This window comes from Cupriavidus sp. MPR-AND1C, assembly GCF_058809705.1.
Window position 1 is genome coordinate 71357 of the sequence record NZ_JBXASU010000006.1, and the last position, 24732, is coordinate 96088.

The 24732-nt window shown below is 67.7% G+C and carries 22 protein-coding genes and 2 pseudogenes; 16 read left to right on the forward strand and 8 right to left on the reverse strand.

The features are described 5' to 3' along the window. Nucleotides 1-49: 49 nt before the first annotated feature. The 6 genes and pseudogenes from AC1RWI_RS05780 (at nt 50) to AC1RWI_RS05805 (ending at nt 5567) form a co-directional block, all read left to right on the forward strand. Entirely contained in the window at nt 50-1696 is a 1647-nt protein-coding gene (locus AC1RWI_RS05780; protein ID WP_492865126.1) for a cbb3-type cytochrome c oxidase subunit I, read from the forward strand. Between the two features lie 2 nt (nt 1697-1698). Continuing rightward, nucleotides 1699-2310: pseudogene (locus AC1RWI_RS05785) on the forward strand (cbb3-type cytochrome c oxidase subunit II); the annotation flags it as partial. A gap of 142 nt (nt 2311-2452) precedes the next feature. After that, nucleotides 2453-3058 carry a c-type cytochrome gene (locus AC1RWI_RS05790; RefSeq protein ID WP_492865128.1) on the forward strand — a complete coding sequence of 202 codons (606 nt, stop codon included), beginning with the start codon at nt 2453-2455 and terminating at the stop codon, nt 3056-3058. Further along, nucleotides 3055-3705, forward strand: coding sequence for an SCO family protein (locus AC1RWI_RS05795; RefSeq protein ID WP_236702136.1), 651 nt, complete (start codon nt 3055-3057; stop codon nt 3703-3705). Before AC1RWI_RS05790 ends, AC1RWI_RS05795 begins: the two co-directional genes overlap by 4 nt. Before the next feature lie 2 nt (nt 3706-3707). Further along, nucleotides 3708-4283: a hypothetical protein gene (locus AC1RWI_RS05800; RefSeq protein ID WP_043358579.1), complete on the forward strand. Its 576-nt coding sequence runs from the start codon at nt 3708-3710 to the stop codon at nt 4281-4283. Nucleotides 4284-4697: 414 nt separating this feature from the next. Next, the gene (locus AC1RWI_RS05805) at nt 4698-5567 is read left to right on the forward strand and encodes a DMT family transporter (RefSeq protein WP_492865131.1); all 870 of its coding nucleotides are present in this window, start codon (nt 4698-4700) and stop codon (nt 5565-5567) included. Between the two features lie 92 nt (nt 5568-5659). Here the strand turns inward: AC1RWI_RS05805 and AC1RWI_RS05810 are convergent, their stop codons facing one another. The 3 genes from AC1RWI_RS05810 to AC1RWI_RS05820 all read right to left on the reverse strand — a co-directional run bounded on the left by AC1RWI_RS05810 (nt 5660) and on the right by AC1RWI_RS05820 (nt 8213). Beyond that, a complete protein-coding gene (locus tag AC1RWI_RS05810; protein ID WP_492865133.1) occupies nt 5660-6310 on the reverse strand; it encodes an HAD domain-containing protein in 651 nt (216 codons plus the stop codon). 221 nt (nt 6311-6531) lie between these two features. After that, nucleotides 6532-7152, reverse strand: coding sequence for an N-acetyltransferase (locus AC1RWI_RS05815; RefSeq protein ID WP_492865135.1), 621 nt, complete (start codon nt 7150-7152; stop codon nt 6532-6534). A gap of 188 nt (nt 7153-7340) precedes the next feature. After that, nucleotides 7341-8213 carry a hypothetical protein gene (locus tag AC1RWI_RS05820; protein WP_492865137.1) on the reverse strand — a complete coding sequence of 291 codons (873 nt, stop codon included), beginning with the start codon at nt 8211-8213 and terminating at the stop codon, nt 7341-7343. A gap of 637 nt (nt 8214-8850) precedes the next feature. Between AC1RWI_RS05820 and AC1RWI_RS05825 the strand changes: the two are divergent. The 4 genes and pseudogenes from AC1RWI_RS05825 to AC1RWI_RS05840 all read left to right on the forward strand — a co-directional run. Then, nucleotides 8851-8967: pseudogene (locus AC1RWI_RS05825) on the forward strand (LPS export ABC transporter ATP-binding protein); the annotation flags it as partial. A 43-nt stretch (nt 8968-9010) separates the two neighbouring features. Then, entirely contained in the window at nt 9011-9274 is a 264-nt protein-coding gene (locus AC1RWI_RS05830; protein WP_492865139.1) for an ATP-binding cassette domain-containing protein, read from the forward strand. A 101-nt stretch (nt 9275-9375) separates the two neighbouring features. Then, the gene (locus AC1RWI_RS05835; protein WP_492865251.1) at nt 9376-9693 is read left to right on the forward strand and encodes a hypothetical protein; all 318 of its coding nucleotides are present in this window, start codon (nt 9376-9378) and stop codon (nt 9691-9693) included. A gap of 65 nt (nt 9694-9758) precedes the next feature. Then, a complete protein-coding gene (locus AC1RWI_RS05840) occupies nt 9759-10244 on the forward strand; it encodes a GFA family protein (protein WP_043357282.1) in 486 nt (161 codons plus the stop codon). Here the strand turns inward: AC1RWI_RS05840 and AC1RWI_RS05845 are convergent. Then, nucleotides 10241-11014, reverse strand: a complete 774-nt coding sequence (locus AC1RWI_RS05845; RefSeq protein WP_043357280.1) for a sulfite exporter TauE/SafE family protein — start codon at nt 11012-11014, stop codon at nt 10241-10243. The genes AC1RWI_RS05840 and AC1RWI_RS05845 overlap by 4 nt on opposite strands. 521 nt (nt 11015-11535) lie before the next feature. On the opposite strand from AC1RWI_RS05845, the gene AC1RWI_RS05850 reads away from it, so the two are divergent. Genes AC1RWI_RS05850 through AC1RWI_RS05860 form a run of 3 tightly spaced genes read left to right on the forward strand, consistent with a single transcriptional unit; the run spans nt 11536 to nt 17201 of the window. Beyond that, nucleotides 11536-12798, forward strand: a complete 1263-nt coding sequence (locus AC1RWI_RS05850; protein ID WP_052495206.1) for a TolC family protein — start codon at nt 11536-11538, stop codon at nt 12796-12798. 49 nt (nt 12799-12847) lie between these two features. Next, nucleotides 12848-14059, forward strand: coding sequence for an efflux RND transporter periplasmic adaptor subunit (locus AC1RWI_RS05855; protein WP_043357278.1), 1212 nt, complete (start codon nt 12848-12850; stop codon nt 14057-14059). 13 nt (nt 14060-14072) lie between these two features. After that, nucleotides 14073-17201, forward strand: coding sequence for an efflux RND transporter permease subunit (locus AC1RWI_RS05860; RefSeq protein WP_043357276.1), 3129 nt, complete (start codon nt 14073-14075; stop codon nt 17199-17201). An 84-nt stretch (nt 17202-17285) separates the two neighbouring features. Here AC1RWI_RS05860 and AC1RWI_RS05865 read toward each other — a convergent pair whose 3' ends face one another. The 4 genes from AC1RWI_RS05865 to AC1RWI_RS05880 are packed head-to-tail and all read right to left on the reverse strand — an operon-like array spanning nt 17286 to nt 20484. Beyond that, entirely contained in the window at nt 17286-18071 is a 786-nt protein-coding gene (locus AC1RWI_RS05865) for a DNA alkylation repair protein (RefSeq protein WP_492865143.1), read from the reverse strand. After that, nucleotides 18068-18583, reverse strand: coding sequence for a MarR family winged helix-turn-helix transcriptional regulator (locus AC1RWI_RS05870; protein ID WP_492865145.1), 516 nt, complete (start codon nt 18581-18583; stop codon nt 18068-18070). The genes AC1RWI_RS05865 and AC1RWI_RS05870 overlap by 4 nt, the downstream gene beginning before the upstream one ends. Before the next feature lie 27 nt (nt 18584-18610). After that, entirely contained in the window at nt 18611-19687 is a 1077-nt protein-coding gene (locus AC1RWI_RS05875; RefSeq protein ID WP_492865147.1) for an FUSC family protein, read from the reverse strand. Continuing rightward, entirely contained in the window at nt 19684-20484 is an 801-nt protein-coding gene (locus tag AC1RWI_RS05880; RefSeq protein WP_043357270.1) for an AraC family transcriptional regulator, read from the reverse strand. The genes AC1RWI_RS05875 and AC1RWI_RS05880 overlap by 4 nt, the downstream gene beginning before the upstream one ends. 135 nt (nt 20485-20619) lie before the next feature. On the opposite strand from AC1RWI_RS05880, the gene AC1RWI_RS05885 reads away from it, so the two are divergent. The 3 genes from AC1RWI_RS05885 (at nt 20620) to AC1RWI_RS05895 (ending at nt 24700) form a co-directional block, all read left to right on the forward strand. Continuing rightward, nucleotides 20620-22101, forward strand: a complete 1482-nt coding sequence (locus tag AC1RWI_RS05885) for an SLC13 family permease (RefSeq protein WP_492865150.1) — start codon at nt 20620-20622, stop codon at nt 22099-22101. A 491-nt stretch (nt 22102-22592) separates the two neighbouring features. Further along, complete coding sequence (locus AC1RWI_RS05890) at nt 22593-23645, forward strand: VirK/YbjX family protein (RefSeq protein ID WP_236702134.1); 1053 nt, start codon at nt 22593-22595, stop codon at nt 23643-23645. Nucleotides 23646-23869: 224 nt separating this feature from the next. After that, complete coding sequence (locus AC1RWI_RS05895; RefSeq protein ID WP_492865152.1) at nt 23870-24700, forward strand: GntR family transcriptional regulator; 831 nt, start codon at nt 23870-23872, stop codon at nt 24698-24700. The last annotated feature ends 32 nt before the right edge of the window (nt 24701-24732 follow it).

Consider the following 24732-nt stretch of genomic DNA (forward strand, 5'->3'; position numbering starts at 1 on the left):
CGTAAGCCACGGCCGCCACGGCGCCGTCCTGGGAAGTGCAAGGAAATCCATGGATCCCACGAGTCTGTTGTTAGCTACCTTCCTGCTGTCGGTTGGTGGCCTGTTTGCTTTCATCTGGTCGTTGCGCAAGGGCCTGTTCGATCTCGAAGCCGCCGGTGCGCGCACCATCTTTGCGCCCGGCGAAGTCGGCCAGCCCGAGGAGCCGTCGAGCGATGCGGCGCAGCGCCAGGCGCTCTGGGTGGGCGCGGCGTCCAGCCGGGAGGCGCCGGCAGCCACCGCCGCCGCGCGCGCCGATCTCGAGGCAGAGCTGGCGGCGCGGCATGAGGCTGATCGCTCCAGCGCCCTGCCGGCCCTGCTGATGCTGAGTTGTGCCGTGGTCTGGCTGGTGGTGGCGTCCGCCGCCGGCCTGCTTGGTTCGCTCAAGCTGCATATGCCCGACCTGCTGACCGGGCAGGCGTGGCTTTCCTTCGGCCGCTTGCGCACGCTGCACCTGAACGCGGTCGCGTACGGCTGGGCGCCGATGGGGCTGCTCGGGCTGACGCTGTGGATGCTGCCCCGCCTGCTGCGCACGCCGCTGCTGGGCGGGCGCTTTGCCATGATTGGCGCGCTGGTCTGGAATGCGGGGCTGGTGGCGGGACTCGGCAGCATCGCCGTGGGCATCAATGCCGGCCTGGAGTGGCTGGAGATCCCGTGGCAGGTGGGCCTGCTGTTTGCGCTGGGCGGGATGATGATCGGCCTGCCGCTGGCGTTCATGCTGCAAAAGCGCCGTGTGCATCATCTGTACGTGTCGGTCTGGTACATCGGCGCGGCCTTGTTCTGGTTCCCGGTGCTGTACGTGGTGGCCAAGATCCCGGGCGTGCATTTCGGCGTGGAGCAGGCCACCATGAACTGGTGGTTCGGGCACAACGTGCTGGGCCTGTTCTATACGCCGCTGTCGCTCGCCTCGGTCTATTACTTCCTGCCCAAGGTGATCGGGCGGCCGGTGCGCTCGTATAACCTGTCGCTGCTGGGCTTCTGGACGCTGGCGTTCTTCTACGGCCAGGTCGGCGCGCACCACCTGATCGGCGGCCCGATTCCGCCGTGGCTGATCACGCTGTCGATCGTGCAGAGCGTGATGATGATCATCCCGGTGACCGCGTTCTCGGTGAACCAGCACCTGACGCTCAAGGGCAATTTCGGCGCGCTGCGCCACTCGGCCACGCTGCGCTTCATCGTGTTCGGCGCCATCATGTACACGCTGGCATCGGTGCAGGGCTCGTTCGAGGCGCTGCGCTCGCTCAACGCGGTGACGCACTTCACGCACTTCACGGTGGCGCACGCGCACCTGGGCATGTACGGCTTCGTGTCGATGGTGATCTTCGGCGGCATCTACTTCGCGCTGCCGCGCATTGTCGACGCGCCGTGGCCCCGGCCCGCGTTGATCTCGCTGCATTTCTGGCTGGTGGTGGCGGGCTTCTCCACGTACCTCATCACGCTGAGCATCGGCGGCGTGCTGCAGGGCCTGGCGCTGCTGGACCCGGCGCGTCCCTTCATGGAATCGGTGACGGTCACGCTGCCTTGGCTGCAGGGGCGCTCGCTGGGCGGCGCGTTGATGACGCTCGGCCATCTGGTCTTTGCCTTTCACTTTGCCTTGATGGTCTTGCGTCCTGCGGCGCTGGCGCAGACCGATCGCATGGTTTCCCAAGCGGCTGCCTGAACATGGAAAACGAACTCAAACTTGTGGGCGGGGCCATGGTCACGCTCTCGCTCGCCACCTCGGCCATGATCGTGGTGCCCTTCCTGCAGCTCAAGGATGTGCCGGCGCCGGCGGCGCTGGCGCCCTACACCAGCGAGCAGTTGCGAGGGCGCGAGGTGTATCTCGCCAACGGCTGCATCGCCTGCCATACGCAGCAGCCCAGTTCCACCGGCGCGGGCCGCGCCGACGGCGCGCGCGGCTGGGGCCGCCCGTCCGTGGCGGCGGACTACCACTATGACAGCCCGCCCTTGCTTGGCACCATGCGCACCGGCCCCGACCTGTTCAACATCGGCGTGCGCCAGCCGAGCGCCGACTGGCACCTGGGCCATCTCTACCAGCCGCGCGCCTACGTGGCGGACAGCATCATGCCGGGCTATCCGTTCCTGTTCGAGCTCAAGCCCGAAGGCGCCGTCGGCAAAAGCGACAAGGTGGTCGCGCTGCCCGGCGGCACGGTGCCGCCGGGCAAGGTGGTGGTGGCCACGCCCCAGGCGCTGGACCTGGTCGCCTACCTGATTGGCCTGCGCCACACCTACCCGGTGGTGGAGCAGGCCGCAGCGGCGGGCGCAAGCAGCCAGCCGCCGCAGCGTGCCACGCTGGCATCCGCCTCGACCTCGCCATCCAGCCCGTTCGGTGCGGCCGCGTCTTCTCAATCCACCTCTTCTCAATCCACCTCCAGCCCGCCGGCGCCACGCGCGCCCGGCGCGCAAGCCAGCCACGATGAAGCCCTCGCAAGCCCATAAGACAGAGAACGCCGATCCCGTCGAGCAGCACAACCCGGTGCCCAAGATCGTGCTGGCGCTGGTGTGCGGCCTGCTGGTCTGGGCCATCAGCTACATCCTGATCGAGCGCGCCGACGGCAGCGCCGCGCTGGGCGACCGGCGCGACCTGGCCGCGCTGGCAGCGCCGGCGGGGCAGGGCCGTGTAGCCGACGGCAAGCTATTGTTCGCCGCCAATTGCCAGGCTTGCCACCAGGCCAGCGGGCAAGGCATTCCCGGCGTGTTCCCGCCGCTGGCGGGCTCGCCCTGGGTCAACGACGATCCGGACCGTCTCGCACAGATCCTGCTGCACGGCATGACCGGCCCGCTGGAGGTGCTCGGCACCACCTACAACGGCGCCATGCCGGCCTTTGGCGAGCAGTTTTCCGACCAGGAGATCGCGGCGCTGGCCACGCATATCCGCAGCCAGTGGGGCAATGGCGCCGCGCCGGTCGAGGCCGCGCGGATCGCGGCGGCGCGCGCGGCTTCCGTCGCACAAAAGGCGCCCTGGCACGGCGGCGAAGCGCTGCAGGCATTCATGACCACGGGAGGCGCCCCCAAGCCATGACGCGTGCGTGGAGCAAGACGCTGGCGATGGTTGCGCTCGTGCTGGTGCTGGCCGGCGCGGCGGTGTTCGCCACAACGCGGGGCTTGCGCACGGTCAGCGCCGATGGCGCCCGGCGCCTGGACCTGGCGCGCGCCCCGCGCGAGCTGCCGGCGCTGGCATTGGTCGACCAGGCGGGCCGGCAGCTCGCTTTTGGCGGCCCCATGCCGCAGGGCGAGGGCGTTGGCAAGCGCGACAGGCCCGTCACGCTGGTGACGTTCGTCTATACCCGATGCCTGGCAATCTGCCGCACCAGCGCGTCGGGGCAGGCCTGGCTGCAGCAGCAATTGCGCGAGCGCGGCCTGCAGGACCGCGTGCGCCTGCTGACGTTGTCTTTCGACCCGGCACGCGATACGCCCGCCGCGCTGCGGGCCTATGCGCGCACGCTGCGCGCCGATCCCGCCATCTGGACCTTCGCCACGGTGGCCGAGCCCGCGCGCTTGCGCGGCCTGCTCGACGCCTTCGGCATCGTCGTGCTGCCCGATGGGCTGGGCGGCTACTCGCACAACGCCGCGCTGTTCCTGGTCGACGCACGTGGCCGGCTGGCTGCCGCCTATGACGTGGAGCGGCCGGACTTGGCGCTGGCCGACGTGCTGCGCAGCCGGCTGTGAAGGTGCGGCTTGCACCCGGTTGGCAAGCCTGCCTGCCCGGCTTGATGCTGGCCGTGGCCGCGTTGTTGCGCCCATGGCTGGAGGCGACCATGGCCAGGCATATGGGCCTGGAACTGCCGCTGCTGGCACTTGCCGGCTGGTGGGCGGCGCGCTGTGCCGGGCTGCGGCTGGCGGCCTGGCTGGCGCCATGGAACGCGGCGGGGCTGCCGGGCCTGCTGGCGGCGTGGTGCATCGTCAGCTACTGGATGCTGCCGGTGGCGCTGGACGCAGCCACGCTGGCGGGCCCCATGGGCATGGCCAAGGTGGCGAGCATGGTGCTGGCGGGGCTGCTGGCGCGCGCCTCGTGGCAGGCCGCCGGCCCCGTGGTGCAGGGCTTCTTTGTCATCAACGGCGCCTGGATGATGCTGAGCGCCGGGTTGCTGTACCAGGAGGCGGAGTCGCAACTGTGCAGCACCTACCTGGCCGATGAGCAGCTGGCGGCAGGCCGGGTGCTGGTGCTGTGGGGGCTGGCCTTGCTGGCGATGTGGCTGTTTGCCGTTGCCAGCCGGCTGGCGGTGGATCGCGAGCCGCTCACCTAGGCCCGCAAGACCGCCCGCAGACCGGACAGCATTGCCACGTGAAATGACGTGGTGTAACGTTACGCAGTCCTGCGGGACCCGGATGCTTGTTTGTTTCTCCGCCCCGGCCTCTTACGGATTCCCATGCATCAAGTTGCGCACAACGCCTTTGCCACCATCGCGACCCGTCCGGGCGCGGCGCGGCCGTGCGCCGCCTTTGTACCGCTCGCACCGCCCGTCACTCCTGCGCCGCGCACGCGGGCCGGCCTTGCGCCGCCGCCCCCGGCCGTGCTGGGCTGATCGTCAGCCCGTCTTTTTTCGGCTTCTTCCTTCTTCGGCTGGTTCCCGCCTGATGCCAGGGCGCTTTTGCGTCCGCGCGGCGCCAGTGTGCCGGGGCGCGCCGGCGTTTTCGGATTACCGTGACAGGTGAAACCCATGGATTTGAACAAAAATGCACTGAGCGCGCATGGCTCGACCGCGCTCTTCGTGCTGCTATGGAGCAGCGGCGCCATCTTTGCGCGCCTCGGGCTTGAATACGCTTCTGCCTTTGCCTTGCTGGCCGCGCGCTTTGCGCTGGCGCTGGCCGTGCTGCTGGTGCTCGCGGCCTGGCGGCGGCGCTGGTTGCCGCGGCCCGGCACGCGCTTGCAGGTGGTCTGCTCCGGGTTGCTGCTGACCGGCGCGTATTCGATCTTCTACCTGCTGGCGCTGGCGCGCGGCATGACGCCGGGCGTGCTGGCCACGCTGCTGGGCGTGCAGCCGATCCTGACCTTGCTACTGGTGGAGCGGCGCTTCTCGGCGCGCCGCCTGGCAGGCCTTGCGGTGGCGTTGGGCGGGCTGGTGCTGGTGGTCTTCCAGGGGATAGCGCTGGCGCGCATCTCGCTGCTGGGCATGGGCTTTGCGCTCGGCGCGCTGGCGTGCATGACGATCGGCGCCATCCTGCAAAAACGCATCCGGCAAGCACCGCTTGACGTGATGCCGTTGCAATACGGCGCGGGCCTGGCGCTGTGCCTGCTGTTCGTGCCGTTCCAGCCGATGGCGGTGGTGCCTTCGGCGGGCTTCGCGCTGTCGCTCGGTTGGCTCGCGCTGGTGATTTCGGTGGGCGCCACGTTGCTGCTCTACCGGCTGATCCAGGCGGGCAACCTGGTCAACGTCACCAGCCTGTTCTACCTGGTGCCGGCCGTGACCGCGCTGATGGATTACCTGTTCCTGGGCAATCGCCTTGCCGCGCTGAGCCTGGCAGGCATGGTGGCGATCGTGCTTGGGCTGGTGCTGGTGTTCAGCCAGAAAGCAGGTAGCCCCGGGTAGCCCGGCAGCCTGAAAGCCAGGCCGGCCCCGGCGTGCAACGCGCCGAAGCGGCGCGCGGCGGCCGGGGCCGGCTTGCATCGGCGTGCAGCGTATCAGGCGTGTGCCAGCAGTTTTTCCGTGCGCCGCACCGGCAGGGCGAGCGTTGGCACGGCCTGCAGCAAGGGCGTGGCAGCGGTGCCCACCTCGAAACGGGCGGGCGCTTCCTTGGCCAGGCGGCGCAGCCGCTCCAGCCGGGCTTCCACGCGCGCGTCGGGCTGCGTGTCGAGGTACAGGGTAGACGGGCACGCCACGCCGAGCCTATCCAGCGCCTCTTTGAAGTTGGCCGGTGTCAGGCCCTCGGCCGGATTCACGCTGACCACGTGCGGCAGCAGGTGCGCGTATTGCGGGTCTTGCATCGACGCCGTGTCGCAGGTCAGGATGGCAAAGGCCTGCGGTGCCGGGCGGTGCGCAAAATAGGCCGCGATGCGGGCTGCGTGGCCGCCGGGGATGTCGGGGGTCATGCCTTCCACCTGCAGGTCGAGCTGCTGCAGGATGGCGGCGGGAACGCCGCGGCGCCATGCCTCGGATACCACCACGCGCGCACCGGCCAGGCCGAACAGGCGCCGCACGAATCCGAGCGCGACGGGATCGAAGAAGCGGACGTCGCGCAAGGTGCCGGTATCGGGGATTCCGCCCAGCCGAGCCTCGGAGCGGCTCGAATAGAGGACACCGGGGACGTCAAGCATGATGAGGCGTTCGGACATGATTTCCTATTGGGTTGCAGCGCCGGTTGGCACGTTTGAAGATTACGACGCATCCGGGAAAATCTGGAGAGGCGGGAAGTGCCTAAGTTGCAACATATCTGTAACTTGAGATGCGACTTCGTAAAAATCAGCGATTCGCCCGGGCTAGTTGTTTCGGCGCGAAACAATTAGCCCGGGCGATTCCGGTTTTCATGAAACCAGCAAGCGGCGCCAGCGCGGCGCTACAGCATGCCGGTGACCGCCGCCAGCCGCTCGACGCTCCAGCCCTTGCCCAGCAGGATCATGCGCGTATGCAGGTCATCATGCACTTCGCGGCTGACTTCCTGCCCGAGATAGGTCAGCGTCTTGTAGCGCAGGTCCACATAACCCAGCACATGGTCCTTGGACAGCGAGTGCCACAAGGCATTGGCGCCGGCGGACTGCCGCGCGCCCGTCATCAGGCACAGGCCGGCGTCCAGCCCCCAGCGGTAGATCGCGGTGGCCAGCCCGCGGCGCTGGTAGGCCGTCTCGTACTTGGAGTGCGGCGCGCGCAGGTAGCGGTCGGCGCGCCGCCCCACCTCGATCAGGCGGTTGAAGACCGTGTAGCCCGCCAGGCGCTTGCGCGCCACGTCCTCCACATAGACGTAGTACTCGCCATCCGCCTCGCGGTAGCGGATCACCAGCTCCGGCGAGTCGGTGGCGATCGCCGGGATGCCGTGGAGGCGGTCGCCCGGCCGGTGCAGGCGGCCGTAGATGGAACCGAACTCCTGGTCGAGCTCGGCGGGGCGGTGGCTGACATCGATGCGCAGCTCTAGCCTGCGCGCAAGCCACGGAAGCGCCATGGCCGGCGCCATGATGGACATGTCGTTCTTTCTCCCGGAAGCAGCGGCGGTTAGACCGGCATGTGCTGGAAGCCCCGTGCCAGGGCGAACACTACGACCATGAAGAAGGCCAGGACCAGCAAGACTTTGTAGAACATTGCTTATCTCCCAAGTGAAAGGTGAGAACGTGAGAACGGTGAAGGAACAAGGGCAAGGTGTGCGGTGGCATATCAGCACATGGCAGGTTCCTCCCACCACCCGCTCACCAGGCCTTCGGGCTTGCGCACCGCCAGCACCTTCGCGCTCGCCGGCCACGCATCGACCCTGACATCCAGGCCGGCGTACACGCCATAGCCAACGCCCGCGCGGATCTCGTCGCCCGCCTGCAAGCCTTCGCCCGCCTTGATGGCGCATTCGGCAACGATGGCCTCGAGCGCCTTGATGCCCCAGCCGGCCTCCAGATGCATGCCGCCGCGAATGGAGGCGCCACACTCGATGCCGTGGCCGGCGCGCACGGTGTGGCGCGCATCGATGACACCGCCGGCGCGGATGCTCTTGCCGCAGTGAATGGCCGCTTGCCCGATCAGGTCCTGCCCGGCCACCGCGCTGCCGGCGAGCGCGATCTTGCCGCCGCACAGCACATCCCAGCCGGCCTTGAGGTTGGCGCCGCCGGTGATCGCGTCCTGCACGTCGATGCCCCATGTGGCCTTGATATCGCCGCCCGCTTCGAGCACGCCGCCGCTATGGATGCCGCCGGCCGCCGCGAGGCTGTCACCGGCCACGATGGCCCGGCCCGCGCGTATGCCGCCGCCGGCCTGGATGCGGCCCCCGGCGCGCAGCATGGTCCCGACGTCGATGCTGCCGCGCACCACCAGCGAGCCGGCAAAGACCACGGCATCGGCGTCGATGCTGTCCACGGCGAGTACGGCGTCGGTGGGCCCGAACTGCGTCAGCAGCCAGCAGGCGTCGTCAACGCGGCCGTCATCGACGAGGGCGTCGAGCAGGTGCTGGTAGTCGCTGCCGCCCTGGCGGTTGCGCACGAACCAGCGGTAGCCATCGGCGCAGGGGCGCTTGGCTTTGACAAAATTCTTGGTGAGCTCCATGGCGATGAAGGCGTGCGAAGTGAATGCCGCGAGCGTGCCGCGGCAGGAAAAAGGCGTGCAGGGCCATGACGGTGCAACGGCTAAGCCGAGGCACCGTGCTCAATCAGAGATTGATGAGAAAGTAGACGACGGCGACGGTGCCGATCGCACAGAGGGTCTTGTGATAGATCGAAGACGAAGACATGGTTTTTCCCCCAGGTTGCACATTGGACAAGGGGCGCGATGCGCGCCCTCAGGCAAAGTGCCGTGCGGGGAAAATCAGGACCTGGCTGGTGTGTCCTGGTTTCCCCGCACGGCCTGGAAAAGCACGGCGGCGAAACCATAGGTGTTGACCGCGGCCGGTGTGGCGCGCAGCGAGCGCACGCTGCCCTTGGCCGCGCACGCACGCGTTGCCACCGCATGCATGGCATGGCGGCGGACTGCGTTGCGGTGCGAGGCGAGGCGAGGAGCATGAGGTCTCGAATGAAGGGTGGAAAATCCTGGCAAGCGTGCCGCCGTTTTTTCAGGCAGCACGGACTCTTATGCCATATCGGGTAGGGCTTGTCCAGCCAGCCCCACTCGCTGGCGGACGCGAGGGGGGGCATCCTGGCCGGGCATCTCGGCTAGGATCGTGCGTCTTCACGGGAGGGGGCGCCACATGCTCGAAGCCATCGGCCTGGGCAAATCGTATGGCACGCGGGCGGTGGTGAAGGACGTTGCCTTCACCGTCGCTGGCGGCGAGATCACGGGCCTGCTGGGGCCCAACGGGGCCGGCAAGAGCACCACGGTAGCGATGCTGTGCGGCCTGGTCGCCCCCGATGCCGGGCGCTGTGCTGCGCGAGCGCACGGCCCAGGCACTTGCGCTGGTGGGTTTGTCCAAGCGCGCGCGGGACAAGCCTGCGCATTTCAGCGGCGGCATGAAGCGCCGCCTGAACATTGCCTGCGCGCTGGTCCACGATCCCGACATCCTGATCTTCGACGAGCCCACCACCGGGGTCGACCCGCAAAGCCGCAATGCCATCTTCGACAGCCTGGAAGCGCTGCGCGAGCGCGGCAAGGCGCTGCTCTACACCACGCACTAAATGGAAGAGGCCGAGCGCCTGTGCGATCGCATTGTGATCATGGACCACGGGCAGTTGGTGGCCAGCGATACGCTGGCCGGGCGCTGCGACAGGATCCCGCATTGCAGTTGCGCGAGCTGCCAGCCCAGGCCGCCGACGATGCGGTGCGGCAAGGCAAGGTGCAGGTGGCCGTGACCTTGCCAGGCGGCTTCGGCGAAGCGGCGCCGCGCGCTGCGCTGCTGGGCAGCCGCATCGTCAGCGGCGCGCTCACGGCCACGATCCTGATGGCGCTGATCTTCGGTGCCGCCATTGCGTTCTTTGGTGTGCGCATCGACGGCAGCGTGGCCGGCTTTGCCGGTGTGTTGCTGGCCTTTGCCGCGCTGTTCGCGCTGCTGGCGATCTGGCGTTTCGATTGGGAGGAGCCAGCAGGCAGCGCGTAAGTGTCCGGCCGCGCGCCAACTCCTGGAACCTAGAATGAAGGTGTCCTGTCCCCACGGGAGATCCCATGCATCTCGAAGGTTCCTGCCATTGCGGCGCGGTCAGCTTCAGCCTGGAGTGCGACTCGCCTTATCCGTTCATGCATTGCTACTGCTCGATCTGCCGAAAGACGGCGGGCGGCGGTGGCTATGCCATCAACCTCGGCGGTGACGCCGCCACGCTGAAGGTTCGCGGCAAAAAGCATGTCGGCATCTACCACGCGGTGATGCGCGAGCCGGGCAAGCGCGCGCGCCGCTCGCCGGCCAAGCGGCATTTCTGCCTGAAATGCGGCAGCGCGTTATGGCTCTGGGATCCGCGCTGGCCGGAGCTGGTGCATCCGCAGGCGTCCGCCATCGATACGCCGCTGCCCAAGCCGCCAGAGGTGGTGGAGGCCGCGCTGGATTTTGCCGCGCCCTGGGTCGATGTGCCCAAGGGGCGGGGCCATGTGCACTGCGGCACCTGGCCCTCCGAGTCGCTTGCCGAGTGGCACAGGCGCCGCGGCCTGCAAGGCTAGTGCGCCAGCATGATCCCCGCGGTGGCGATCAGGCACAAGGCAAAGGCGGCGCGCAGCCGCCGCTCCGGCATGCGGTGGGCGAGCGCCACGCCCCACGAGATGGTCAGCATGCCGCCGAGCGACAGCGGGATGCCGCTGGCCCAGTCGACATGGCCGGCATGGGCATAGGTGGCCAGCGCCACCACCGCGCCGGGCGTGACCAGCGCCAGCGCCAGGCCTTGCGCCGCCGCCTGCCGGAACCCGAACAGCCCAACCAGGGCCGGCGCCGCCACCACGCCGCCGCCCACGCTGAAAAAGCCCGAGAACGCGCCGCCGACCACGCCCAGCGCCGGAATCCAGCGCGGTGACAGGCGTGCTTGCTGCGCCGTGGCGGCGCGTCCTGGCAGCAGCCGCCAGAGGAAATAGAGCGCCAGGCCGATCATGAAGCAGGCAAAGATGCGGCGCAGCAACACGGCGTCGATGGCGGTGGCCAGACGTGCCGAGGCATAAGTCGCCAGCACCGCTGACAGCCCGAGCACGACTGCCGTGCGCAGCGCGATGCCGGCGCGGCGGCGGTATTGCCAGAAGCCGATCAGCACATTGGGCGCAATCATCACCAGCGCGGTGCCCTGCGCCAGTTGCTGGTCCATGCCATAAAGCAGGCCCAGCGCGGGAATGGCAATCAGCCCGCCGCCGATGCCGAACAGCCCGCCCACGGCGCCCAGCGCGCTGCCCAGGCCAAAGATCAACAGGGCGGACAGCAAGGACGGCAGCAGGGAATGGTCAAGCATGGAATACAGGAGGCGGCGCTAACGGCAACAGCATGGCAACAGCGTGCACTGCGGGGTGAGTGATAACGCCCCGGGCCGACGTTCCGGTGGGGGCCAAAAGGCACAAAGCGCGTAATGATACGCGGCTTTGGCGACCCGCCTGCTGGCTACTTTCCTTTGTCATGAAAGCGGCGTATTTGTCAGGGTTTTCCCTCGAAAAGGGGGTGTTCGAGGGTTTTTCCCCAAATTTGTTGGCCGCGTGAAAGGCGTTTGTAATGCAGTTCGGTTGGAATGCGCTCGGGAGATCGTTCGCCGCTGCCGGATACCGGCAAGAACACGTCGGGTTCCACGGAGATGCGTGAATATTCGCTAACTCGGTGCACCGAACGGCGGGCATGGTCGTTTACCGCACACTTAAGTCGAACCGAGCCAGATTGATCGTGTCTTTTTCCATTCCTCGTTTCCTGCTGCTAAGCCTTCTCGGCGCCGTTGCGGGCGCTGCCGTGGCCGGCTCTAATGTGCCGCAAAGCGCACCCTTGCCGATGGACGGCCCCTGCGTGGCGCCGCCGTCCAAGGCGACCCTGACCCTCGCCCAGGTGCGGGTCGATGCCGTGCGCTGCAACCGCGACATCATCGCGGCGCGGCGCAATGTGGAGGCTGGCCAGGCCGATATCCAGATTGCGTCGCAGCGGCCCAACCCTGTGCTCAGCCTGGGCGTGGCCAATATCAACCCGCATGCCGGCTTCAACTCGGGCGGCCCGCGCAGCAAGACGGTGGACTCCACACTGCGTGTGGACCAGGTGATCGAGACCGCCAACAAGGCAGGCTTGCGGGTGGATACCGCGCAAGCCTCCAGCCGCGCCGCTGGCGAAGTGCTGCAGGCGGTGATCACCCAGCAGGCGAGCCTGGTGGACCAGGCGTTCTATCAAGCATTGGTGAGCCAGGAACGGGTTGCCGTGCTCAACGAGACGCTGGCACTCTACGGCCGCACCCAGCAAGCCAACGAGGCTCGCCTGAAGGCTGGCGATGTGTCGCGCGCCGATGTGGCCAAGCTGCAGCTCGATGTGCTGCGCGCACAAGCCGACCTGCGCAGCGCCATGGCCGACCATGCCAGCGACAAGGCCGCGCTGGCGCAGGCCATCGGCGTGCCCGGCACGCTGGCCGACAATCGCCTGACGCCCGACTGGCCCGCCCTGGATGTGCCGGTGCCCCAGCCCGACGCCGACACCGTGCAGCGCCGCGCGGACGTGGCGGCGGCGGAAGCCCGCCTGGCTGCAGCCGCCAGCGCGCGCGACCTGGCCCGCGCGGGGCGCGTGCCCGATGTCACCGTGGGCGCGCAGGCGGAGCACTACCCTGTCTCGGCCGCCAACCAGACCGGCAGCGGCAACAGCTTCGGCGTGTTCGTGTCGATCCCGCTCTACGTGCGCCACAGTTTTGGCGGAGAAGCCCGCCGCGCCGAGGTGGATTACTACGCCGCGCTGGATGATCGCAACCGCGTGCTGCTCGAGGCGCAGAACGAGCTGGAGCGCTCGCGCAACCAGCTTGAAGCCACGCGCCTGTCGCTCAAGCAGATGGTCGAAGGCGTGGTGCCGACCGCCGAGAGTGTTGCCGGCAGCGCCGAGTTTGCCTACGCCAAGGGCGCCAGCAGCGTGCTGGACCTGCTCGATGCGCGCCGGGCCTTGCGCCAGACGCGCCTGGACGCTGTCAACGCGCAAGGCGATTTCGCCAAATCCCTGTCGGCTTACCGCGCCGCCCTGCAGTCCTCACCCAATTCCCAGGCTCGCCCCGATGTACCGCGTCCTTAATTCCGTGTCTGCTCCGATGTCCGTCCCGATGACTGCTAAGCCTGCTTCAATGTCCCCCGTACGTGCCGCGGCCCGCCATGGCGTCGCCGCCCGGCTGGTCGCGTTTTCGCTGGTCGCGCTGGCGCTCGCCGCCTGCGGCAAGAAGGAAGCCCCGCCCCCCAGCGACGAACCCAAGGTCAGCGGCAACACCGTTGAATTTCCGGCCACGGTCAGGACGCTGCCCGGCATCGTGGGCGAGGCCGTCAAGAGCGGCGGCGAGCGCATGCTGAGCCTGCCAGGCCGCCTGGTCTGGAATGAAGACCGCACCGTGCGCGTGTCGACGCCGTTTGCCGGGCGCGTGACCGAGGTGCTGGTGCAGCCGGGGACCAACGTCAAGGCGGGGCAGGCGCTGGCCATGCTGACCTCGACCGATTTCGGCGTGGCCCAGGCCGACGCCCGCAAGGCCGCGGCCGACGCCGCCTATGCCGGCAAGGCGCTGGCACGCCAGCGCGAGCTGTACGGTGCTGGCGTCGTGGCGCAAAAGGACCTGGAGCAGACCCAGGCCGACGCTGCCCGGGCCAATGCCGACCTGCAGCGCACCCAGGCTGCCTTGCGCCAGTACGGCGCCGGCGCGCAGGGCGAGGGCGCGAGCAACCGCTTTGCCTTGCGCACGCCGATCGACGGCCTGGTGGTGGAGCGCAATATCAATAACGGCATGGAGCTGCGCCCCGACCAGCCGCCCACCGCACCGCTGTTCCTGGTGACCGATCCCGGCGAACTGTGGGCGCAGGTCGACGCGGCCGAGGCCGACATCGCCCTGTTCAAGCCTGGTGTGACCGTCCAACTGGTGTCGGCCGCTTATCCCGGCGAGACCTTCGCCGGCAAGGTGGTCAAGGTGGCCGATTACGTGGATCCTGCGGCGCGCAGCGTCAAGGTGCGTTTGTCCGTGCCTAACCCGGACCGTCGCCTGAAGGCCGAGATGTTCGTCACCGCCAAGCTGCAGGCCGCCTCCTTCCAGGGGATCGCGGTGCCGTCCAAGGCCGTGTTCCTGGCCGAGAACCACCACTTTGTGTTCGTGCGCACGGCGCAGAACCGCTTCGAGCGCAAGCAGATCAAGCTGGGCGTGTCGCTGCCCGGCATGGCCGAGGCAGTGGAAGGGCTCAAGGATGGCGACGTGGTGGTGACCGACGGCAACCTGTACCTGCAGGACATCCTGCGAGACGCCACCGCGGTCAACGCGGCGCGCGCGAGCGAAGCCAGCAGCGCCAGCGCGAAGCAGTGAGGAAGACCGCCACATGATTTCGCGTATCGTCCATTTCGCCCTGCACCAGAAGCTGTTCGTCTGGCTCGGCCTTGCCATCTTCATCGGGGGGGGCCTTGCGGCCTTCAAGAACCTGCCGATCGAAGCCTTCCCGGATGTCTCCGACATCCAGGTCAACGTCATTACGCTATACCCGGGCCGCGCCGCCGAGGAAGTCGAGCGCCAGGTCACGATCCCGATCGAGACCGCGCTGGCCGGCACGCCGAACTCCGTGCGGGTGTTCTCGCACACCCAGTTCGGCCTGTCCTTCCTGATGGTCACCTTCAATGACAAGGCCACCGACGTGGTGGCCCGCCAGCAGGTGATCGAGCGCCTGCGCGGGGTGGACCTGCCCGACGGCGTGCAGCCGGAGCTGGCGCCGCTGTCCACCGCCATCGGCGAGATCTTCCGCTTTCGCCTGACTGGCAAGGGCTACAGCGCACAGGAACTGCGCACGCTGCAGGACTGGGTGGTGGAGAAGAACCTGCGCCAGGTCCCGGGCGTGGCCGACCTTGTCACCATTGGCGGCACCATCAAGCAGTACGAGGTGAACCCCAACCTGGCGAAGATGCGCGACGCCAAGATCTCGCTCGCGCAACTCTTTACCGCCCTGCAGCGCGCCAACTCCAACGCCGGCGGCGGCGCCGTGGCCAACGGGCGCCAGCAGTTCCTGCTGCGCTCGCTGGGCAGCTTCCGCACCTCGGCCGATATCGCCGATGTGGTGGTGTCGGAAGTCAATGGCACGCCGATCCTGGTTAAGGACATTGCCGAGATCAGGACCGGTTCCGCGCCGCCCCAGGGCCTGATGGGCCAGGACGACGAGGACGATATCGTCTCGGGCATCGTGGTGATGCGCAAGGGCGAGAACCCCTCGCTGGTGCTCGAAGCGCTCAAGAAGAAGATCGACCTGCTGGACAACTCGATCCTGCCCAAGGGCGTGAAGATCGTGCCCTACTACGACCGCTCTACGCTGATCGACAAGACCTTGCACACGGTGTTCGGCAACCTGGTCGAGGGCGCGCTGCTGGTGATGGCCGTGCTGTACCTGTTCCTGGCCAATGTGCGTGCCGCGGCCATCGTGGCGATGGTGATTCCGCTGGCGCTGCTGTCCACGTTCATCGGCCTGACCTGGGTGGGCATTCCCGCCAACCTGCTGTCGCTGGGCGCGATGGACTTCGGCATCATCGTGGACGGCGCTGTGATCGTGGTGGAGAACATCTTCAAGCGGCTGGGCGAGCTGAAGGAAGCCCAGATCAAGGACAGCCGCGCGCGCATGCACGCCATCCTGCAGGCCACCACCGAAGTGGGCCGCCCGACCGTGTTCTCGATGATCATCATCATCGCCGCGCACATCCCGATCTTTACGCTGCAGCGCCACGAGGGCAAGATCTTCGCGCCCATGGCCTACACCGTGACGGGTGCGCTGGTCGGCTCGCTGATCATCTCGCTGACGCTGGTGCCGCTGCTGTGCCACCTGTTGCTGACCAAGAACATCGCGCATGAGGACAACTTCATGGTGCGCCATAGCAAGCGCCTCTACGAGCCGATGCTGGCCTGGGCGCTCGACCACAAGCGCACCGTGGTGGGCATCTCCGTTGGCCTGCTGGTGGCAACGGTTGGCGTGGGCAAGTTCCTCGGCAGCGAGTTCCTGCCGGAGCTGGACGAAGGCTCGATGTGGGTCAGCTTCGACCTGCCGGCGTCGGTGTCCATCGACGAAGCGCGCGACCAGGCCCGCCGCCTGCGTGGCGTGATTCGCAAGACGCCCGAGGTCAATACCACCATCTCAAAGGTGGGCCGCCCGGACGACGGCACCGATCCCAAGCTGATCAACACCGTCGAGATCCTGGTCGACCTGAAGAACGACAAGCAGTGGCGCGCGGGCTACGACAAGCGCAAGATCATCAACGAGATCAACGCCAACCTGCGCCAGCTGCCCGGCATCGAGCCTAATTTCTCGCAGCCGGTGCGCGACAACATTCTTGAGAGCATCTCCCAGATCAAGGGCCAGATCGTGATCAAGGTGCAGAGCGACAGCTTGCAGCAGAACAAGCGCGTGGCCGACCAGATCCTGGCCAACGTGCAATCGGTCCAGGGCGTGATGCGCGCCTTTATCGACCGCGACGGCGAGCTGCCGCAGTATGTGCTGGACTTCGACCGCGCCCAGGCTGCCCGCTACGGCATCAACGTGGGAGACGTGCAGGACCTGATGGAGACCGCGCTGGCCGGCAAGGCAGCCACCGAGCTGTGGGAAGGCGAGAAGCACTTCAGCGTGGCGGTGCGCCTCAAGCCTAACGAGCGCCAGCTGCCAAACCTGCCGAATATCTTCCTGCAGACGGCGGACGGCGCGCAGGTGCCGCTGTCGCAACTGGTGCACTTCCGCGCGGCTTCCGGCGCGATGAACATCAGCCGCGAGAACGGCCAGCGCACCACGTCCATCGGCATCTTCATCCATGACCGCGACATGGGCAGCGTGGTGAAGGACATGCAGGAACTGGTCGCCAAGAACGTCAAGGCCGACGACGTCAAGATCAGCTGGTCGGGCGAGTTCGAGAACCAGGAACGCGCCATGGCGCGGCTGTCGATCGTGGTGCCGCTGTCGGTGCTGGTGATCTTCCTGCTGCTGTTCAATGCCTTCAAGTCGTTCAAGAGCGCGACCCTGATCATCTCAAACATTCCGTTCGCGCTGATCGGCGGCGTGTTCGCGCTGTTCATCACCGGCATTCCGCTGTCGGTGTCGGCTGCGATCGGCTTTATCGCGCTGTTCGGCCAGGCCGTGCTCAACGGCGTGGTGATGGTGACCTACTTCAACCAGCTGCGCGACGAAGGCATGCCGGTGCGCCAGGCCGTGCTGACCGGCTCGATGGACCGCCTGCGCACGGTGCTGATGACCGCGCTGCTGGCCATGCTGGGCCTGTTCCCGATGGCCATCTCGCGCGCCATCGGCTCGGAGACGCAGCGCCCGCTGGCCATCGTCATCATCGGCGGCCTGATCACCGCCACCATGCTCACGCTGATCGTGCTGCCCACGCTGTATGAGTGGATGGTCGGCCGCAACTGGCCGGACGAAGAGAACGGCAATGGCAACGGCAATGAGAACCGCTTGTCGGATTCGCTGCCGGCCTGATCTTCCGGTTGTTGCCTGCCTCGAAAGCCCGTCACCTTGGTGGCGGGCTTTTTTATTTCCCTGACCCGCCCCCCGGTCCCTTCGTCACAGGTTGCGCAGCGCGCGGCTGCAAATGCGGCGGGTGGCGGCGGCCGGCTCATGCAGTTGCCAGCGCTGGCACAGGGCGCGTACCCAGTCGGGACTGTCCTTGGCCGCATCGTTGAGCCAGTTGGCCACCGAGTCCTGTACATAGGGCGAGGGGTCGGCCTTCAGCGCGTCCAGCAGCGGCAGGGCCTGCGCGGGATGCTTCTTCAGCGCGGCGATATGCGCGCACCATACTCCACGCGGGCGAAGTGCTTCGGTGGCAAAGCGGCGCAGCCGCTCGGATGGCGACGCCGTCCAGGCGGCAAGCAGCGCGATGCCGGTGTCGAGGTCCGCCGCGAGATGCGGCCGCACTGCCATCCAGGCCCATTCGCGCACGCCGAAATGCGGGTCGTCGGCCAGCGCCCGGATGGCCGCGAGGCGCTGGCTCAGGTCCAGGTCCGGCCGTATGCCGGCCATGAAGCAGGCCCAGCCGCGCACGGTGTCCGATGGATGCGCCTGACAACGTGCGATGCCCGCGGCGCCAAGCTGCTCCATGAGGATGGCGCCGATGCTGGCCATGCGCTTGAGGATGCCGAGCTGGCTGGCGGCTTCGGCTTGCTGCATGGCGGCTGGCGGGAGTTTGGGAAACACGGCGCGCAGCAGCGTGACCTGGTTCAACGCCAGGCATTCGGTGAGCGTGGCGCTTTGCAGTTCGCCGCGCTCCAGCGCGGCCAGGATGTCGGCGGGAATGTCCGCCGCCCGGCTCGCGCCTTTGCGTGTTGCCGGCTGGGCTGCCGACTGGGTCATGCCAGATCCTCCGGCACGCCATGGCGCTTGGCCATGCCCGCGGAAACCTTGCTTAGCAGGCTGTCGAGCAAGGCACGCTCCTGTGCGGATAAGTCACGGAACAGGCTGGCGATCCAGCGGCCATGCTCGTCGAACACCTTCTTGGCAACCTGCTTGCCCTTGCGGGTGAGCCGGATGGTCAGGGCACGCCGGTCCGTGGTGTCGGCATGGCGTTCGATCAGCGCCTCGCGCTCCAGCCCGTCCAGCAGGCCGGTGATGGTGGCGCGCGTGACGCCGGCCTGCTCGGCGAGCGTATTGGGCGCCAGCCCGTCCCTGGCCGCGTTCAGCAGGAACAACAGCACGAAACGGCCTTCGGACAGGCCATGCGGCGCCAGCAGCGCAGCGCAGTCGCGGTCGATCGCGGACGCCAGCGACAGTGCCCGGAAACACAGCTGGATGCTGTCCAGGCCGGGCAACTGGCGTCGTTCGGCTTCGTTGAGCAGGGCGAGGTACTTCTGTTCGAGTGCTTGCATAGTGGCGCCATATTATATGGCGCCTAATTAGTTGGCAAGCACGCCGCCGGCTGCCTTCAGGGCAAGCCGGTCGACCAGCAACACGATGACGGCACCGATCGCCGTCGCGGCCACGCGGTCCATCAGCATGCTGGCGTCGGCCGGCCCGCTGGCGCTCATGATCATCACCATCAGCGGGGTCATGACTGCCGAGTAGGCCAGGTAGTTGCGCAGGCGCAGCAGTGGCCGGATGCCGGCCAGCCATCCCGCGTTGAATGCCACCAGCCAGTACGGGGGCTGATGGCCCAGCAGCAAGCTGGCGCCAAGCACGCCGAGGAGGGTGCCGGCCACGCGCTGCGTAGCCTTGACGGCAAAGCCTTCTGGCTGCCGCTGCAACAGGATCGCCACGGTCAGCGTGATCCATTCGAAGTGATGGTTCGGTAACATCCCGCGCAGGATGCCGGCGCAGCCCAGGCCGAGCACCAGCCGCAGCGTGTACTGCCACCCGGCCCACTGCGACAGCGTGCGCCGCCATCGCCGCAGGCGTTGCGCCGTGGTGGGTAATGGCAACGGCAATGGCAAGCGCGTGTCCGCTTGCGGCAGCGCTGTGGCCCGCGGCGCGAGGAGCAGGCACAGCAGACAGGTCCAGAGCGCGCCGGCCAGCGCGAGCAGGAGAAAGCCTGCCCGATGGGGCACAGCGCTTGCCGCGCTTGTGGCAATGATCAGGAACAGGACGAAGCGCGTGGCCGCTATCGCGAGCGGCCGGCTGTAGCCGCCGAGGCAGGCCGCAGCACCGGCCAGCAAGAGGACGATGGCATCGGTCAGGATGCCGTGGCCCGCCAGGGCTGCCGCGATGCCCGCGGCAGCCGCAACCGGTGCAAGCAGGGCTGCCAGTGGCCTGATGCGGGCTTCGTCGCGTGCGTCGATGCCCGAACCGGCAACCGCACCGGCGCCGATCGCCAGGCTGCCAAGCGCGGCGGCCTGGCCGAGCGCGATCTGCCCCGTGGCGCCGGCAAGCAGCAGCGGCATGCCCATGCCCAGGGCTGCCGCGAGCATCTCGCGAGGATGCACCTGCGCGCCGGCAGGCCAGTGGATGGCTTTGGCAAGATGGGTCTTTGCGCTCAATGTCCTCTCCCGTGATTGCGGGACTCCGCCGCCAGAAAATCGCGCGGCGCCTGTCCCAGCGCGCGCCGGAACATGGTGGAGAAGGCGCCGGCATTGGCATAGCCGGTTTCGGCCGCTACATGCGCGAGCGGCTTGCCGCGGCTCATCAGGTCGACGGCGTGCGCCAGCCGCAATTGCTGGCGCCAGGCGGCAAAGCTGGTGTGCAGCTCGGTGCGGAACAGCCGCGCCAGGGTGCGCTCGCTGGCGCCCGTCAGCTCGGCCCATTGGGCCAGGCTCAGCGCCGACCCTGGCTGCTCCATCAAGGCATCGCACAACGCTTTAAGGCGGCGGTCGGTGGGCAAGGCCAGCCCCGGCCAAAGCGTGGGCGCGGTGCGCAACTCCTCGATCAGCAGGGCCGCGCTTAGCTGGCGCCGTGGCGCGGACAGGCTGGCCGCGTCGGCCAGCGCCACCATCAGGTTGCGCATCAACGCCGACACTTCCACGACCGCGCAGGCGGTGAGCGACAGCGGCGCCGCCTGCGGCAGCACATAGCAGGCGTGCAGCGCTGCGTCGCCCAGCGTGACCACCTCGTGTTCCACATCCGGCGGAATCCACACCGCGCGCATGGTCGGGACCACCCAGGTGGTGCCTGCCGCGGTCACCCGCATGCTGCCGCGCAGGGGGCACGAGATCTGCCCCCACGCATGCCGATGGCGGCGAATGATGGCGTTGGGCGGCGGCAGGCGCAGATGCACGATGACCGGCTGCTCGGCGGTGGGCTGGGTCAGCGGGACGGGCTGGTAGGTGGTGCGTGGCATCTGGCTCGGCGCGGCTTTGGCGCAGGGTTTCGGGTGTGGCTGGTATTCGTAAGAAATTGCCCGAGAAGTGTAACCCGGCCAGATTGGCGCGTCCTACGATGGCGCTCATCGCATGGCACCACGGAGTTCCCTCGCATGAGCAATACCAGTCAGCCCGGCTTGCCGCCCCCGGCCAGCCTTCCCGGCAATCCCGCCGCTTCCAAGGCGCAATCCGCCGCAGGCCCCGCGAGCGCGGGCAAGCTGTCGGACAGCGCGCGCGCCGCTATTGTCATCGCCCTGTGCGTGGCGGTGGTATGGCTGGTGGGCCGCGCCACCGGCGCGCCCGGCGGCCTGGTGCTGGCGGCGGCGCTGGTGGCGTCCACCGTTTGCTGTTGGGCGCTGGGCGCGTTGCCCGAGCCGGCTACGACGTTGCTGTTCTTCCTGTGTGCCGTCGTGCTGCACGTGGCGCCGGCGCCCGTGGTGTTCTCGGGCTTTGCTTCTACCGCGTGGTGGCTCATGTTCGGCGGCGCGGTAACCGGCGTGGCCTTGCGCCAGACCGGGCTGGCGCAGCGCCTGGCGGCCATCATCTTCCGGGGCCGGGTGGGCAGCTATCGCCAGGTGATCGGCACCGTGGCGGTGAGCGCCGTGGGGCTGGCATTCCTGATGCCGTCGACCACCGGGCGCGTGCTGCTGCTGATGCCGATCGTGCTGGCGCTGGCCGACCGGCTTGGCTTCGCACCGGGTTCCAACGGCCGCATCGGCATGGTGCTGACCGTGGCAGCCGCCAGCTATATGCCGCCCACCACCATCCTGCCGGCCAATATCCCCAACAGCGTGTTGCTCGGCGCGGCCAGCTCCCTATATGGCGTCAACCTGAGCTATGGCAGCTATATCCTGCTGCATTTCCCCATCCTCGGCTTGCTCAAGACCGTGATACTGGTCTGGCTGGTTTGCCGGCTGTTCCCCGAGCGTGGGCCGATCGCGGCACTCCCGCGCGAGCAAGCGAGCGCGCCGAGCCGGCAGGAAAAGCTGCTGGCCGTGATCCTGGTGCTGGCCGTGGCAGGGTTTGCCACCGATACGCTGCACGGCGTCTCGTCGGCCTGGATCTCGCTGGCGGCATGCATCGTCTGCCTGTTGCCGGGCGTGGGCCTGGTTTCCTCGCGCATGCTGGCCGAGCAGGTGCACCTCACGCCTCTGATCTATGTGGCCGGCTTTCTCGGCCTGGGCGCCGTGGTGGAGTCCACCGGGCTGGGGACCGCCATCAGCACGGCACTGCTGCGCTGGTTGCCCCTTGCGCCGGGGCATACCGCCGCCAATGTGGCCGCGCTTGGCGCGGTCGGGGCGAGCCTGGGCCTCATGACGACGCTGCCCGGCTTGCCTGCCGTGCTGACACCGCTGGCCAAACAACTGGCGCAGGCCACGGGTTTGTCGCTGGAAGCCGTGCTGATGCTGCAGGTTCCCGTGTTCTCCACGGTGTTCTTCCCTTACCAGTCGCCACCCATCGTGATCGCCATGCAGCTCGGTGGCGTGGGGCTGCGCGACGGAACCCGCATGTGCCTGGCGCTGGCCGCGCTGACCTTGCTGGTGCTGCTGCCGCTGGATTACTTCTGGTGGCGCTCGCTGGGCTACCTGCCTTGAGCGCGCTGCCAGGGAGCTTGCGTCAACTCACGCATGATCTCGGCCTTAGACCTCTACCTCTGGCTAACGCCAGCCCCGGGTAGGCGGCCAGGGCCGGCCTGCACTTCGCTGCGGAACCACAACCCGCAGGCGCGCGGCGTTGCTCCTGAGTCACCCCGGGGACAGAGAGCGCATCCTGCGCTCATTTGTCGCGGGGCGGCGCCCTGTTCTATTGACACTCCTCCGTGCCCGCCAGTTTTTTTTCGCGTTCCAGGGGCAATGACTGCATTTAATGTCAACCGGACGTATTACTATTCGTTACGAAATATTACGGAGCGGAAACACTCGGCCCGCTGGCCCCCCACGCCGCCGGCCGCGCTCCGTGATCCAGGCAATGCCTGGCCGTCTACCCTGCCACCATCATGGCGGGCGCGGCGGTGTTGAATCGTTAGCGCAGCACCACAAGACCGGGTACCGGCTTTGCTGCATCGGGAACAGGGGAGCATCAAGTGGTGCAAGGACCAATCTCGAGCCTTCAATGGCTGTCGGGGCTGAATGCCAGGGGATTTTTTCACGATCTCGGGCCTTTTTTCTATTTTCGCTATCTGGCGGCGCTTACTGCGTTGTCGGCGTTTTGCCACCCGCCGGGTGGCAAGAAGTGGGTTTTCAAGCGTCTCAAGCTAATCTGCCGGTCCGCATTCCGCTTTGCCGCGGTGCGCAGCTGGTTGCAGGCGGTCGACTCCTGCGCGCTGATGCAGCGCGTGGCCATGGCCAAGCCCTCGCTGCTCGAGCGCCCGTATCGCCCGCTTGGCGCATTCGGGCTGAGCTTTCGCGAGCGCATGCGTACGGTGCTGGATCACTACCGTGCGATGAGCACGCTGGTGCCGCCGGCGCTGAGCGAACGCGTCTACGTGGGCGGTGGGCTCGAATGGGCGATGGGCGATGGCCGCTATAGGCTGCGCCTGGCCGATTCCGGGCCGAACCCCAAGGAAGGCGAACTGGCCTTTTATTGGCTGGACACGGCCAGCGGCGTGTGCCTGAGCCAGCTCAGCTTCTACCTGGCGCAGCGCAAGGACGGCACGGAGATCTTCGTCGGGGGCCTGCAAGGCCCCATGGGCGAGAGCAGCCGCGACCTGATCCGCGAATCCACCAAGGCATGCGAAGGCCTGCGTCCCAAGGATGCGGTCATGGAAGCGCTGCTCGGCTTTGCCGCCGTGCTCGGGGTGCAGCGCATCGTGGGCGTCAGCAAGAAAAATCACGTGGGCCGCCAGCGCCATACCCCGCGCGAGATCCGCTGCGACTACGAGGGCTTCTGGATGGAGTCCGCGGGCCAGCCAATGCCTTGCGGCAATGTCGAGGTGCCGGTCAACCAGCCGCGCCGCGATGTGATGGAGCTGCCGTCCAAGAAGCGCTCGGCGTACCGGCGCAAGCTGGCGCAGGTAGAGGCCATCCACGCGGCCGTGCATGGCTGGTTCGCGGCGCCCGCCGTGCCGCAGGCAACCACCCCGGCGCCCACCCTGACGCAGGTCATTGCGCCGGGCAGCGCGCAGCCGCTTGCAGCGTGAGGCAGGGCGGTGACAAGCCGCGATGGACACACACAGAAAAGCGCGGGCTTCGGCCTGCGTTTTTTTTGCGCAGTGACGGGACTACAGTAAACCCTAGTAGTCTAGGTTTATAGACCTTATTAAAGTAAGCCACTTCCGTCAGCCACCTACGTAAGCCACTTCCGGCCGGCGCTAACACGCTGGCGCCCATGGCTTTCGCAGTCGCTGCGTTGCTCCCGCTATTGATGCCGAATCCAGCTTTCACCGCCTTGCCTGCCTCCAGCGACCTCTTGTCCCGCAGCCGCCAGCCGGTCTACCTCCAGCTCGCCACGATCTTCCGCCGCCATATCGAGAGTGGCGAATGGCGCCAAGGCGAGCGCATTCCGTCGCTCGAGCAGCTTTGCCGCGAGTTCGGCGTGGCGCGCATGACCATGCATCACGCGCTCTCCCTGCTTGACGAAGAAGGCCTGCTGACCCGCGAGCGCGGGCGCGGCACGTTCGTCAAGGCAAGCTGCCGCGAGCGCCGCGCGATGAGGCTGCCGGTGAGCTGGGACCAGGTGGTGGCCGTCGGCGAGCAGCTTGACACCGAGGCGCTGTCCGAGTCCGACGGCACCGTCACCTTGCCGGACGAACTGGGCATGCCTTGCGCCGCCACGCGTGCGCCGGGCTATCACTTCCTGCGCCGCCTGCACCGGATCGAGCAGCGCCCGTTTGCGCTGGGCGAGGTCTTTATCGAGGCCAGCGTGTTTGCGCGGGAGCCCGAAGCGTTCCGCCACGGCGCTTCGGTGCCGGTGCTCGACCGTTTCCCCCAGTTGAAGGTCACTGCCGCCAGGCAGCGCCTGTCGATCATTGCGGCGGGCGCGGAATCGGCCGCCAGGCTGGCCTTGCCCGTTGGCGCGCCGGTGGCCGAGTTGCGGCGCTATGCGTGCGTGGACGGCGTGATCGTCTATTACGCGCGCATCGAATTCCCGAGTGAGTTCGTCTGCCTGGATTTCGACCTGCTCGCGACCGGCGCGGGCGCCGCCCCCGTTTATGTCCCACCGCGCCCGGCCGCCACGCCAGCGGCGCAGTCCTGATGCTTGTCCACCAATCCATTCCCTGATCCATT